Source organism: Halopseudomonas oceani, from assembly GCF_002903165.1.
In the GTDB taxonomy this organism is placed as follows: Bacteria; Pseudomonadota; Gammaproteobacteria; order Pseudomonadales; family Pseudomonadaceae; genus Halopseudomonas; species Halopseudomonas oceani.
Window position 1 is genome coordinate 1 of sequence record NZ_PPSK01000014.1, and the last position, 13,296, is coordinate 13,296.

Below are 13,296 nucleotides of genomic sequence, written 5' to 3' on the forward strand. Positions count from 1 at the left end.
CCCGTACGCAGAGCATGACGTGGGACAGATTTGGCTACATTTGCCGCAAGGCAAGTAGCGAGCATACGGGCGCTGACACCGTGGCAGCGCGGCTAGGCAAGGTCAGCGACGAAGACGCCTGCTCGCTCTACGGCCACAGGCTGGTGGCAAACACCTGGCCCGCGCAGCTGCTGACCCAGCTAGCCAACATGCGCGACCCTGAACGCGCCGAGCGTGCCCTCGCTATCTACCAGCGACTCAATCTGGGCAGGCCGCTGGACACCCCGATCAAATTCAAGCGCGCGCTGGCGTACCTGAGCTACGTCACTCTGGTGTTCTACGCGGTCGCCGCCATTTATCAGTTGAAGGTCACTCCCGCCTTCAGCAGTGTCTTCGACAACCTCGGGGTAACACCACCCACCTATCTCGCGTTGTACCAAGCCTATTGGGGCGTATTCGTGCTCGCCATCTCGGTGCTGATCCTGCTGGCGCTGCTGAGCGCATTGCAAATGCGCCGGCTCTTTCAGTTCGAGGTGAATGCCCAGAACCGGCTGCTCTGCTGCCTGTTGGTAATACCCGCTTGCCGGCGCGCCTATGCTCGCACCGTTGACGCCCTGCAATATCCAACCCTCGACGAGCCAGCACAACCGGGCGAACAAGCGAGCTTGATACAGCAACATCTGCGGCAGGTTGAAGACAGCAGCATGGACCTGGCTGTCGAGATTCAAACACTCGCAGAAGTACAGATGCAGGCTTTTTTGCAGGCCTGCGAAAAACAGCTCAAGGGCCTCACGACACTGATCGCCGTGGTCGTCATCGTCGCGGTAATGATGTTCCTGTCCAGTGCCTATTCACCGATCTTCAGCCTGGGAGAAGCAATATGAACAGCAACCGCGGTTTCACCCTGATCGAGCTGATGGTGGTGTGCGCAATCATCGGCATTCTGGCATCCATCGCCCTGCCGTCCTACCAGACCTACATCCAGCGCAGCGAAATTACCGAAGCGCTGAGTATGGCCGGCTCGCTGAAGAGCAGGGTAAACAACTACTACGAAGAGCGGCTGGCCTTCCCTGTCGACAATGCTGCCGCCGGCATGCCCGCGCCTCAGCAGTTGATCGGCAACCGGATAACCGGCGTGGTCGTCGAGTCAGGCGCTATCCATGTGACCCTTGGCAACAAGGCCTCGCAGCCGCTGCAAGGTAAGACGCTGAGCTTTCGTCCGGCCGTGGTAACCGGCAGCCCGGAGAGCCCGATTGCCTGGCTATGCGGCTATGATGAACCGGTCACGGGCATGGAAACACGCGGCATCAACAAGACCGACCTGCCCCGTGAGTTTCTGCCGGCCGCCTGCCGAGGCAGCTAGAACGCCGAGCCGGGGGTGCCTGCAAATCTCGCTGCAATCGTGAGGATTACCCGCCCACCCTTGCTGTGCTTTCCCGGATATTTGCTAGGCTCTAAACAAGGTAAGGCGCATCTGCTGCTTGCCGCAGTGGGATCGACAACACCCTGACTGCCTGCGCCAGAGAGACGTTAACCGTGGTGAAACCGCTGTTGCCGAGACGAAGCCCAGCATGGAAACGGGCGCAACATGTATCACCGATGAAACAAAAGCAAATGCTTTGACTTTTTTGGTCAAGAGATAGGTGTACTAGCCGATAATCCGGTGGGCTCAGCCAAGCGCATCATCTGGATGATGCAAACCTGAAGCCAGACCTCTCTATTTCTCGTTCGCCGCATAAGGATTGCGGCTTCTGGAGCCTCCATGTCCATTAGAAACCTCAAAATAGGCCTCCGGGCCGGCCTCTGCTTTGCTGCCATGACCGTGCTGATCATTGCGCTTGGCGTGATCACGGCCCTGCAAATGCAGCGCATGAACGATCTGTCCGACGAAATCGATCAAAACTGGTTGCCCGCCATCCTTTCCATCAATGATATGGGCATTGCGACCTCGCGGGTGCGCGCCTTGACGCTGCGCATGCTGACGCTGAGTGATGCCAGCGACATAAGCGACACGCGCGCACGCCTGAACGACGCAGACCAGGCGATGGATACCGCCGAGCGGCGTTACGAAGCACTGATTTCCTCTGAGCGCGAGCGTGACGCCTATGAGGCGTTCACCAAGGCACGGGACACCTACATGACTCACCAAAGACAAGTCGTGGAACTGGTCAGCCAGGGCCAGAACGCGCAAGCGGAGGAAGTGGTCAATCGCTACCTGAACGACGACGCCGATAATATGGTCCAGAAGCTCGCCTCCCTTACCGATATCAACGAGAAGGGGGCAACAGCAGCCACCGCCAGCAGCTCGGTCGTCTTCCGCGACAGCCTCACCGTGGTGCTGTGTGTCGCCGCAGCCAGTCTGGTGCTGACGATTATCATGGCGATCATGCTGACCCGCAGTATCGTTACGCCGCTTGGTAAAGCGGTGCAGCTGGCCAATGTCATCGCCTCTGGCGACCTTACTCAACAGATGCAGGATCAGGGCAAAGATGAGCCGGCGGAACTGCTGGCGGCGCTAAATACCATGCAGCAGAACCTTGCGCAGACCATCCACGGGATCAACACCTCCTCTACCCAGCTGGCGTCGGCCGCAGAAGAGCTGAATGCGGTTACCGAAGATGCCAATCGCGGCATCCGCCAACAGAATCAGGAAATGGAGCAGGCCGCTACCGCAGTGAACGAAATGACCACGGCCGTTGAAGAAGTCGCGACCAACGCCGTCAGCACCTCGGAGGCATCGAAAGAAACCAACGAGCGCGCACAAAACGGTCAGCATCAGGTTCAGCAAACCGTCAGCTCGATCAATTCACTGACCAGCAATATCACCGAAACCGCTACCAGCGTGGAAACCCTGGCACAGGACGTCCGCAACATCGCCCAGGTGCTCGAGGTCATTCGCAGCGTGGCCGAGCAGACCAACCTGCTAGCACTGAACGCCGCGATTGAAGCAGCTCGAGCCGGCGAGCAGGGCCGCGGCTTTGCCGTTGTGGCCGACGAAGTGCGCGGCTTGGCGCACCGCACACAGCAGTCAACCGAAGAAATCGAGCGGATGATCGACACCGTGCAGAAAGGGGCCAGCAGTGCCGTTACTGCGATGCAAAGCAGCATGGGGCTGGCGACCTCGACCCTGAGCATGGCACAACAGGCTGGCGAGGCACTGGAGGATATTACCCGCGCTATTGGTTCGATCAACGAGCGCAATCTGGTGATTGCCAGCGCATCCGAGCAACAGGCCCAGGTCGCCCGCGAGGTGGACCGCAACCTGGTCAACATCCGCGACCTGTCCATGCAGACTGCAGCTGGCGCCCAGCAGACCAACGCGGCCAGTCAGGAGCTGTCTCGCCTGGCAGTCGATCTGAACTCACTGGTAAGCCGCTTCCGGCTTACCTCTTGAGGGCGGGCCGCTGCAGCAGTCATGTCGGCTGCAGCAGCGGTCGAGTCAGAATGCGTAACTGACGCTGAACTTGGCGTTACGCCCCTGCGAGTAGGCGTTGTCACCGGACATCGCCGGACGATAGAAGCGGTTGAAGATGTTATCGACCGTCAGCTTGACGCTGAGGTCGGCCAATTGACCACTGCGCGGCGACCAGTCGGCGAACACCCGATGCACGTCATAACTGCCATTGGCGTAGCTATCCCAGTAGCGTTCACCACTGCCGTCATACTGGTCCGAGGGTTGCCGGTCGTTCTTGCGCACAAACTCGCCCTGCCAGCCCACCTGCATATCCAGTTCGGGAAGCTTCAGCCCCAGCATCGCCACCCATTTGGCCGGCGGGATATCCCGAGCCCAAACGTTCTGTGCCCAGGGGTTGCTGTAGGCGCCGTAATGACGGCCTTCGGTCCAGGAGTAGGACAGGCTGGCGAACAGGCGTTGGCTGTCGTAGTAACTCTCTACCTCTGCGCCACGAATGGTCAGGCCGTCCAGGTTCCGATAATTGGACAGCGGCAGCAGGTCACCGCAATTGTCGCTGATGCTGCCGCCGTTTTCTGCCTGCGCCTGACAGGCAATGGAGCGGAACTTGAATATCTCGTCACTGATCCGGTGACGGTAGAGCGTCGCCCGCACCTGCAGATTGTCGCCGGCGCTGATCAGGTCAGGCAGGGTAACCACCGCACCGCCGCGCACACCGCGCAGCCGCTCAGCATCCAGGTCGCGGCTGCTGCCGCTCAGGGTGGAGCTGCTCTGTACTTCGTACTGTTCATCCAGCACCGGTGCACGCCAGGTGCTGGCATAGTCGACGAACAGTCCGAGGTTCGGGTTTACTCGCCAGAACACTGACAACCGGGGCGACCAGCCGGTATAGGTGACCGGTCGATAATCGTGGTTCATCGCCGCATTGTTGTAGCGTAAGGCCAGGTTGCGCTTGCCCCTGTTGGTCACGTGATCGTAACGCAGCGACGGGGTAACGGTGACGTCTCCCAAGGTGATGGCATCCTCTAGGAACAGGCTGCGCACTTCCTGCTCGCCAGCCGGCATGAACTGCGGCTGATACCAGCCATAGTTGTAGTCCGGGTTGCTGTCGTAGGTAGGCAGATACATCAGCACACCGCGGGTATGCAGACGCCACTGCAGCCCGGCGGTCAGCTCATGGGCCAGCTCACCGGTGTCAAACAGACTGGTGTTGCGCAGGTCCAGAACCTTGTCGCGGTAGCGGGTGTTGATGTACTTGCCACCGGTCGAAGAGCTGTAGCTGGCATCGTCGTCACGCGTGTCCGTCTGGTCGGTATCAGACAGCGAGTAACTCAGCTCAAGATCAACCAACGGGTTGTCCTGCGGCTGGTAGTGATATTTGCCAACCCAGGTGGTGTCAATCAGCTCACGATTGGACAACAAACGGTGCATGGCTGCCTCAAGGCTGCCATAGCGGTCGATCGACCATTTGCTGGGTACCAGAAAGGTTACGGCGCTGAACGGGGTACGCAGATCCAGCTTGCTGCGACTGTAGGTCAGCCCGAAGCTGTGTTCGTCAGTCGGGTTGAAGTTGCCCTTGAACAACACCGAGTCCTGATTCTGCGCGGTGTAGGGATAACGCTCTGGGTACAGATAGCCTTCGCCCTGATCGATGTGCCCGGCCAGCTTGATGTCATTGCTGTCGCGGTGGTTGAGATACAGCAGGCCGTCGAACATCCCATCGTCACTACGCCCGAACAGCGCGCCGGTATAGCTGCGTTGCTGGTCGTTGCTCTGGTAGCCATACTTGATCAGCGCGCCACTGTTGCGACCCGGCTTGAGCATGTCAGTGGCATCGCGGGCCTCCATGTGGACGGTACCGCCAAAGCCACCGTTGCCAGTGTCTGCCGAGTACGGACCCTTCTCCACTTCAATCCGCTTGATCAACTCCGGCTCAATAAAAATCGTGCCCTGCTGGTAGCGCTCAAAACCGCTTTTGCTGGCACCATCGAGCGTGAACGGCACGTCCTCGGCATCACCCAGACCCCAGATGTTCATGGTCTGGCCGCCAGGCTTGGCGGAGCCGCCCATGGTCACACCCGGCAGGGTCTGCAGCAGACTGGGTATGTTGTTTGCTTGCTGCCGTTCGATATCACGGCGTCCCATCGTCGAGCGCCCGACATTGGCGGAATTGACCTCCAACCCATCGCCGACCACGGTAATGGTCTGCAGCGTCAGGCTGTTATCAGTGCTGGCAGGTACAGGCTGCGGTCGGATAACAAAGCCCTGGTTGACCGGTATCAGCTCCAGATTCGAGCCTTGAAGCAGCAACCTCAGCGCGTCTTCCGGCTCGTAACGGCCCTGCAGGGCCGGTGCAGTAAACCCGTGCGTCTGCGCCTCATCAAACAAAATCTGCAGTTGGCCAGCCTGCGCCAGTCGGGTCAGCGACGAGGCCAGTGGCTGCATCGGCATGGACAGTTCAATCGGGGCAGCCTGCAATTGCAGGCTGACGGCAGCCAGTAACGACAGGGTCAGCCGGGACAGTGCAGAACGGGGCAGGCGGGGATTCATCACGCTCTCCTTGGGTGTGCAGCAAGTGGATAACACCCCAGAAAACGCAGCAGCGGAGCAAACCCCCACCCCTCAAATGAAAAATATTTTCATTTGCGTCCAGTCAGTTGAATCGAGCCGTCCGCCAGTTCGGTCAACTCGACCGGCAGCAACTGCGGCAACGCCCGCAGGAAACGATCCGGGTGATGGATGTCCAGCGTGCCGGACAGCCGTCGCGTCAGCAGCTCAGGATCCGTGACCCGAACCGCCTGACCACGGTAGCGAGCAAGCTCCTGCGCCAGCTCGGCCAACGGGCGGTCATGAAACACCAGCAGCCCGCTGCGCCAGCTGCCGACCTCGGCCAGCGGCAGCCGAGTGCTGCGCGCCGTTGCCGTGGCATAGTCGATCTCGATCCGTTGACCCGGCGTCAGCTCCTGAGCGGCAAGCTCGGGACGGCCCGGCTCGACCTTGACCCGGCCTTGCTCCACTGCGACCGCCAGCCCCGTGTCACTGCGCCGAACATTGAAGCGCGTACCAACGACCTCAACCTGCCCATCACCCGCCGAGATCCGGAACGGCCGCTCGGCATCCTTGGCCACCGCAAAAAACGCCTCGCCGGCAACCAGCGTTACCTCTCGCCGATCATCGTAGTAGCGCACTTCAGCCGTTGAGCCGAGGTTCAACGTCAGCTCACTGCCATCCTCCAGCAGGATATGGCGGATATCATCCAACCCGGCGCTGGCGGTGAGTTGCATCACCGGTGCTTGCCACTGCTGCAACAGCAGCAGTCCGACGCCCAGCAGCACCGCCGCAGCCAACGCGGTAACGCTTCGCAGACGCCTGCGCCTGCTTGTCGTGATCGACCTGACCGTTGCCGGACTGGCCAGCGCCGGCCGCTCCAGCAGATCACAGTCATCCCACAGCAGCTGTATGTCGGCATAGGCCTGGGCGTGCTCGGGACTGGCGGCCAGCCAGCGGGAAAACTCCGCCTGCTCAGCAGCCGACAATGCCCGCGCCTGACGCCGGGAGAACCAGACAGCGGCTTGCTCATCGATTTGGGCTGTGCACAAATCAGTCACGCGAACCTCCCGAACCCCCGGTCTGAGCGGTGCGCGCCTGTTTGCGGCAGTGCAGCAGAGCACTGGCAATGTGTTTTTCCACCATGCTCAGCGATATCCCCATGCGCTCTGCCACGGCGGCTTGCGATAGTCCTTCAAACTTGTGCAGCACAAATGCCTCCTTGCGTTTAGGGGGCAAATCCTCCAACGCAATGGCCAACAGATGCAAGCGCTGTTGTTGCTCAAGCTGTCGCAATGGACCCTCCGTCTGCAAGGCGTCATCACTCTCTTCTGCGGAGTCGCTCAACTCCACCACACCGCTACCGGTGCGCACCTGCTGGCGGCGCCAGTGGTCGTAAAGCAGGTTGCGGGCGATGCGAAACAGCAGCGGACGTGGCGGCACTGCCTGCTCATACACGCGGCTATCAAGCCAGCGAACCAGCGCATCCTGAGTCAGGTCGTCCGCGTCCTGGCTACTGCTCATGCGGCGGTCGAGAAACCGCCGCAACTCCGCACGCAGGCTCGTCAAATCAGCGCTACCAACCGGACCTGAGGCGTCACTCACAACACAGCACCCGTACTGAACAGAAAATCGACAAGGGAAAGATCTCCGACATCGCGCGGGGGCACCACGCACGGCAATCAATAATAAATATCAAATGATAATATTTATCATTATCCCGATATTCGACCTGCGCCTGTCAAGCCGGAGATCTGCTGCAAGCGGGATTGACAGACTCGATCAACTGGCCCAGCATTAATAATAAGCATTCTCATTTAATTAGAGCCTGCAAGAACGCCTGCCATGAACGCCAGAGATTCCGCCCTACAGCAGCAGATGGCCCAGCTCTACCATGATCACCAATCCTGGCTGTCTGCCTTCCTGCAGCGCCGGCTCGGCTGCTCACATAGCGCCGCTGATCTGGTGCAGGACACTTATCTCCGGCTGTTGAGTAAAGGCAAGTTGCCCGAGCCAGCGCACTCGCGCGGCTACCTGACCCGCATCGCCAAAGGCTTGCTGATAGACCTCTACCGACGGCGGCGCATTGAGCAGGCCTATCTCGACGAGCTGGCCGCTCAGCCCGAGCACACCCACCCCTCCCCTGAGCATTGCTCGGAGATACTTGAAGCCCTGGTAACCATTGACCGCCTGCTGCATGGCCTGCCGGTGAACGTTCGCCGGGCCTTGCTGATGCGCCGCCTGGACGGCATGAGCTATCGCGCCATCGCGGAGGAACTCGGCGTATCGATCTCCTCGGTCGAGAAGTACATCGCCCGGGCGCTGCAAAGCTGCCTGCAGGCCGCACAGGAACTCGAACGGTGAGCCAGCCGCAGCTGTCGCCCGAGCACATCCGCCAGGCCGCACACTGGCTGGCAAGACTCTGGTCGGAACAGGCAACCGCGGAGGACGAACAGGCCTGCGTGCACTGGCGCCAGAGTGACCCGGCCAACGAGTACGCCTGGCAGCAGCTGCAGCAATTGCAAGGGCACTTTGACAGCGTGCCCGCCCGCACAGGTCACCGTGTTCTTGCCTCGGGCAACAGGCTGTCGCGTCGCCAGTTACTGGTGATGACAGGGGTTATAGCGAGCGGTGCCGCCATAACGGGCATAGGTACTCGCCAGCAGTGGCAGCCATTGCTGGCCGACCAGCGCACCGCTACTGGCGAAATGCGCAGCCTGCGGCTAGCCGACGGGACACAACTCAAACTCAATACCGCGACCAGCCTTAACCTGCGCAGCGATGCAGCGGGCCATCGACTGCGGCTACTACGGGGCGAGCTGCTGGTCGAGCTGCCCGAAAACGCCCGCTCTCTGCAACTGAGCTGCCGTGACGGCGTCGTTCAGGCACACCATGGCCGCCTTTGCCTGCGCCAGCAGGCACACGACAGCCAACTGGCGGTGTATTCCGGCCAGGCCAGCGTGGAGCTGCAACGCATCGAGGGTGAAAGCGTCACGCTCAATGCTGGCGAAGCGGTCACCTTTTCCGCGCAACGGGTCCAGCCAGTCAGACCGGCAGACACCAATCAACTGGCCTGGATCGACGGCCGGCTGGTGGCAGAACGGATGCCGCTGACGCACTTTCTTGCCGAGCTGGGCCGCTACCGCCAAGGCATGCTGCGTGCCGATCCCGACCTCGCCCGGTTACAACTGACCGGCGTTTTCTCGCTGCGGAACACCGACGTCACCCTCGCCAGGTTGCCCGAGGTGCTGCCGGTGCGACTGCGCTATTTCAGCCGCTATTGGGTCAAAGTCGAGCCAGCCTGAACACGAAAGATAATAATATTTCGTATTCGCATTGAGGGTTTCACCAGCTCACTCGGTGTATCGGGAAACACCGACACACGAGACAGAACCACTCATGCTACGCGGCCAGACTCTACGCCATACACCCCTCACCATTGCACTGCACCTGGGATTAGGCATCAGCTGCCTTGGCAGCAGCCTGCCGGGCTACGCCCAGACGGCAACCGCTCAGACGTTCAACATTCCGGCAGGCAGCCTGGACCAGGTACTCAACCGCTTTGCACTGGAGGCCGGCATCGAGCTGTATCTGGACGCCGCGCTTACTCAAGGCGTACAGAGCCCGGGGCTGCAGGGCCACTACAGCGTGGACCAGGCGCTCCACCAGCTGCTGGCCACCACCGGGCTGAGAGCACAACGCCAGGCTGACGGCGCATGGCGTCTGAGCGCCCTGGCCGCACAAGAAGACACCGATACCCTGACTCCCCTGTTCATCGAAGCCGACGAATATCTGATCAGCCGCGACGAAGCAGGCCACGACAGCGTCTACGACGACAACATCTCCAGCGTTTATTCCGGCAAAGAGCAGATCGAACGCTACAAGGGTGCCAATCCGGCTGACCTGTTCAAGGGCATGCTCAACGTCTACACCGGCGACGCCCGCAACAGCGGCGGCCTGGACCCGAACATTCGCGGCATTCAGGGCCCAGGCCGGGTGCCGCTGACCATCGACGGCACCGAGCAGGCCATGTCGGTCTGGCGCGGCTACAACGGCGCCTCCAACCGCAGCTACATCGACCCCAACCTGATCGGCGGTATCAAGGTCATCAAGGGCCCGAATATCGAGCGCAACGTCAACAGCTCGGTGGGTGGTGCCGTCGTGGCCAGCACCATCAACGTGGACGACATTTTGGCCGAGGGCGAGCGTTTTGGCGGTGAGCTAAAACTGGAGGCCGGCAACAACACCGTCAACCCGCGCATCCCGCAGCTGCACACCGGTGAAATCTTCTACAACGTGCCGGGCTTCCCGATGAACCCGAGCGTGCCCAGCAGCGACCCTACCCTGCGCGTCAACCTCAAGACCAGCAGCGACGACAAACTGCTGTCGGGCAACGATCACGCCTACCGGCTGGCGCTCGGCACCCGGCAGGAGCAGTTCGAGTTACTAGGCGCGTACGCCTTTCGCGAGCACGGCAACTACTTCTCCGGCAAGAACGGCGCAGGCTTCTATTCACAGCCGGATACCGGTGAGCGTACACAGGAGTACTCGCAAAGCCTGGCGCTGGATTTTCACCCTGGTGACGAGGTGCCCAACACCTCCAGCAAGATGGAATCCTGGCTGTTCAAGGCGCGCTGGAAGTTCGACGACGACCATAGCCTGACCTTCGGTTACCGCGACACCGACATGCTCTATGGCGAAATCCTGCCTACCCGGCTGGCCAACGCCGACGACAAGGGCGCCGTGCAATGGCCGCTCAGCCATGTGGATGCCAAAGCCTATAACCTGGAATACGAGTTCAATCCGGACAACCGCTGGATCGACCTGTACGCCAACCTCTGGACCACCCGTACCGAGAGCGACACCTACAGCGCTGGCGGCTTTCCCAACTACGCCACCTGGGAAGACCCGGTGCTGCGTAACACCGCCGTGGCCAACGCCGATCAGAACCGCGTGGGCATCACCCTGAGCAACCAGCTGGCGCTGGCCAGCAGCCTGGACCTGACCCTGGGCGGCAGTTACCAGCACGAGAAGCTGCGCTCCGGCGACGTTTACAACGGCGTCGACGACGGTTGGCGCATGTTTCCACGTGCCGGGCGCCGCGCCGAGAGCGAGTTCAACTTCAACTTCGACTGGCGCCCCACCGACTTTCTTACCCTGGATCTGGGTGCCCGCTACTCATCCTACTGGGCCAAGGATGACTTTCTGGCCGAGCAGCAGGCGGCGGGCAATTTGATTAACACCGTGGTCCAAACGCACTACGAAGCGACTTATCGCACTATCGAGACCTATACCGATGAAGAAATGGAGGCAAGGAGGGAAAGCACACGGCCACAGTTGGAAGGTTTCGGCTTCTCCGAGGCTGAAATTGCCGAGATTCTTGCCAACCTGAGCACCACCTACACCGCCACCCATGTGGTCGACTGGCGACCCGACAGCGATGGTCGCTACAGCCGAGCAAACAATGCCTGCCTGAACGGCACCCTAGACAACATCGACAATCTTAGCGGCGACTGCACCATTGGCAGTGGCCCAGGCACAACGGCGGTCGTGGCCACCCCCGTCAAAACCCGCCGCGGTCACGACTGGACCCCGGTCGCCTCGGCCGCCCTGCGCCTGAGCGATGACAGCCGTGTCTACCTGCGCTACAGCGAGGCCGTGCGTTACCCCAGCATGTTCGAGAGCACCATCGGCTTTTCTGCCTCGCTCAACCCGTTCTACACCCTCAAACCTGAGCACGCGTTCAACTACGAGATCGGCTACGTGCACAACCTCACCGGTCTGCTCAACGCCGAACGCTACGCCGATTTCAAGCTGGCCTACTACCAGCACCGCACCAAGGACGTGATCGAGCGCAGCACCAACTTCCTGTTCTACAACATTGACCAGCAAACCCTGCGCGGCATCGAGCTGCAAACCCGCTACGACAACGGCGGCCTGTTTGGTGACTTCAGCCTGGCCTGGAATTTGGAAAACGAAGTCTGCGACGAGAGTTCCGCCGCGCTGGCCGACCCGCGCTTTGGCTCGGTGCCCGACTGTGTCGAGAACGGTTTTATGGGTGGCTATCTGATTTCCCACGCTATCCCGCGTTACTCGGCCAACCTCAATTTTGGCGGCCGGCTGTTCAACGACAAGCTCGAACTCGGCAGCCGCGTCACCTACTACAGCAAACACGAAAACAGCGACCTGGACGACTACAAGGCCAACGCAGAGACCAACAAACTCGCCATTTACAACCTGCCACTGTCCTGGGGCAGCGTGACCACCTACGACGCCTACGTCAGCTTTCGGCCCCGAGACGACATCACCCTGGAGCTGGTCGGCAGCAACCTGACCGACGAGTACTACATCGACCCAACCACCCGTTCCGCCGTCGCGGCCCCCGGCCGCGCGCTGAAACTGAGCCTCACGGCGCAGTTCTGATTCACCCCACAACCAGGAGGGCACCACCGCATAAACCCGTAACCGCAACACCCAAGCAAGCGCAGTACAACTCACACATCAAACATAAGGTGATTCACATGAAAGCGATTTATCTGTCTGTTCTGGCCACCAGCCTGTTGAGTGTCAGCGCCCTGTCGCAGGCCGCCGTTATTGGTGCAGAAAGCGACGATACCAATATCGAGGTCGGCACCTCGAACGTTCCCTTCGGCCCACACACAGCTGGCCTGCCCGGAGTAGGGGTTTACACTACCGGCAAAGGTGCCAAGGTCGACTTTGCCGGCCTGAGCAGCTACAGCACCCAAAGCAACGGGGTGTATACCCTAAGCGCGCCGATTGATGTGGACGAACCTGACCACAGTGGCATGGGCGTCTTCAACTTTGCCAAGGTCAGCAACGCCAATGTCTACTTTGGCGAGTGGTCACAAACCGGCGCCAGCGGCGACAGCAGCCGCACCGTGTACTACGTCGGCGACGACACCGGCACCAGCGTGCCCACCAGCGGCACGGCAACCTACAGCGTGGCCGGCATCAATGACTACTCCGGCAGCAACCTGATGAGCGGGACCTTCACTGCCAACTTTGGCACCAACAGCCTGACCGGTTCGCTGTCTAACAGCAGCCTGGCGGTGAATATCGGCAGCGCCAGCTTCGACAGTGCAGGCAACATCAGCAGCACAACCGCCACTGCCAACGGCTCGGCAGGCGTGGCAACCGGCGGCCAGGTCAGCGGCAACTTCTTCGGTAACGACGCAGCCGCCCTTGCGGGTATCGCCACCTTCAGCAACCGCGACTACGACACCGCCTTCGGCGGCACCAAAGACTAATCGCGCTTGCCTGCCACGGCCATGGCAGGTGCTGATACCGGGCCGAAGTCACCGCTGCAGAGGTGGCTTCGGCCCTGCCCGTTTCGGCCG

The 13,296-nt window shown here is 60.8% G+C and carries 10 protein-coding genes; 7 read left to right on the forward strand and 3 right to left on the reverse strand.

Features of this window, described 5'->3' with window-relative positions:
* The 3 genes from C1949_RS13860 to C1949_RS13870 form a co-directional block, all read left to right on the forward strand.
* On the forward strand, nucleotides 1-863 hold an 863-nt coding region (locus tag C1949_RS13860; RefSeq protein ID WP_211287160.1), incomplete at its 5' end, for a hypothetical protein.
* Nucleotides 860-1,342, forward strand: a complete 483-nt coding sequence (locus C1949_RS13865; RefSeq protein ID WP_104739075.1) for a pilin — start codon at nucleotides 860-862, stop codon at nucleotides 1,340-1,342. The genes C1949_RS13860 and C1949_RS13865, both read left to right, overlap by 4 nt.
* A gap of 399 nt (nucleotides 1,343-1,741) precedes the next feature.
* Complete coding sequence (locus C1949_RS13870; RefSeq protein WP_104739076.1) at nucleotides 1,742-3,373, forward strand: methyl-accepting chemotaxis protein; 1,632 nt, start codon at nucleotides 1,742-1,744, stop codon at nucleotides 3,371-3,373.
* A 45-nt stretch (nucleotides 3,374-3,418) separates the two neighbouring features.
* Here C1949_RS13870 and C1949_RS13875 read toward each other — a convergent pair whose 3' ends face one another.
* From C1949_RS13875 to C1949_RS13885, 3 genes are all read right to left on the reverse strand, one after another.
* On the reverse strand, nucleotides 3,419-5,842 hold the full coding sequence (locus tag C1949_RS13875; protein WP_229744457.1) for a TonB-dependent receptor: 2,424 nt from the start codon (nucleotides 5,840-5,842) through the stop codon (nucleotides 3,419-3,421).
* A 188-nt stretch (nucleotides 5,843-6,030) separates the two neighbouring features.
* On the reverse strand, nucleotides 6,031-6,999 hold the full coding sequence (locus C1949_RS13880; protein ID WP_170063081.1) for a FecR family protein: 969 nt from the start codon (nucleotides 6,997-6,999) through the stop codon (nucleotides 6,031-6,033).
* Complete coding sequence (locus C1949_RS13885) at nucleotides 6,992-7,543, reverse strand: RNA polymerase sigma factor (protein WP_229744451.1); 552 nt, start codon at nucleotides 7,541-7,543, stop codon at nucleotides 6,992-6,994. Before C1949_RS13885 ends, C1949_RS13880 begins: the two co-directional genes overlap by 8 nt.
* Nucleotides 7,544-7,783: 240 nt before the next feature.
* Between C1949_RS13885 and C1949_RS13890 the strand changes: the two genes are divergently transcribed.
* The 4 genes from C1949_RS13890 (at nucleotide 7,784) to C1949_RS13905 (ending at nucleotide 13,206) form a co-directional block, all read left to right on the forward strand.
* Nucleotides 7,784-8,302 carry a sigma-70 family RNA polymerase sigma factor gene (locus C1949_RS13890; RefSeq protein ID WP_104739079.1) on the forward strand — a complete coding sequence of 173 codons (519 nt, stop codon included), beginning with the start codon at nucleotides 7,784-7,786 and terminating at the stop codon, nucleotides 8,300-8,302.
* On the forward strand, nucleotides 8,299-9,243 hold the full coding sequence (locus tag C1949_RS13895) for a FecR domain-containing protein (protein WP_104739080.1): 945 nt from the start codon (nucleotides 8,299-8,301) through the stop codon (nucleotides 9,241-9,243). The genes C1949_RS13890 and C1949_RS13895 overlap by 4 nt, the downstream gene beginning before the upstream one ends.
* A 94-nt stretch (nucleotides 9,244-9,337) precedes the next feature.
* The gene (locus C1949_RS13900; RefSeq protein WP_104739081.1) at nucleotides 9,338-12,361 is read left to right on the forward strand and encodes a TonB-dependent receptor; all 3,024 of its coding nucleotides are present in this window, start codon (nucleotides 9,338-9,340) and stop codon (nucleotides 12,359-12,361) included.
* A gap of 98 nt (nucleotides 12,362-12,459) precedes the next feature.
* Nucleotides 12,460-13,206 carry a Slam-dependent surface lipoprotein gene (locus tag C1949_RS13905; protein WP_104739082.1) on the forward strand — a complete coding sequence of 249 codons (747 nt, stop codon included), beginning with the start codon at nucleotides 12,460-12,462 and terminating at the stop codon, nucleotides 13,204-13,206.
* The last annotated feature ends 90 nt before the right edge of the window (nucleotides 13,207-13,296 follow it).

Excerpts from the sequence above, each read along its gene's own strand:
- C1949_RS13890 (WP_104739079.1), top strand. The coding sequence starts at position 7,784 with ATGAACGCCAGAGATTCCGCCCTACAGCAGCAGATGGCCCAGCTCTAC.
- C1949_RS13905 (WP_104739082.1), top strand. The coding sequence starts at position 12,460 with ATGAAAGCGATTTATCTGTCTGTTCTGGCCACCAGCCTGTTGAGTGTC.
- C1949_RS13870 (WP_104739076.1), top strand. The coding sequence starts at position 1,742 with ATGTCCATTAGAAACCTCAAAATAGGCCTCCGGGCCGGCCTCTGCTTT.
- C1949_RS13865 (WP_104739075.1), top strand. The coding sequence starts at position 860 with ATGAACAGCAACCGCGGTTTCACCCTGATCGAGCTGATGGTGGTGTGC.
- C1949_RS13900 (WP_104739081.1), top strand. The coding sequence starts at position 9,338 with ATGCTACGCGGCCAGACTCTACGCCATACACCCCTCACCATTGCACTG.
- C1949_RS13875 (WP_229744457.1), bottom strand. The coding sequence starts at position 5,842 with ATGCCGATGCAGCCACTGGCCTCGTCGCTGACCCGACTGGCGCAGGCT.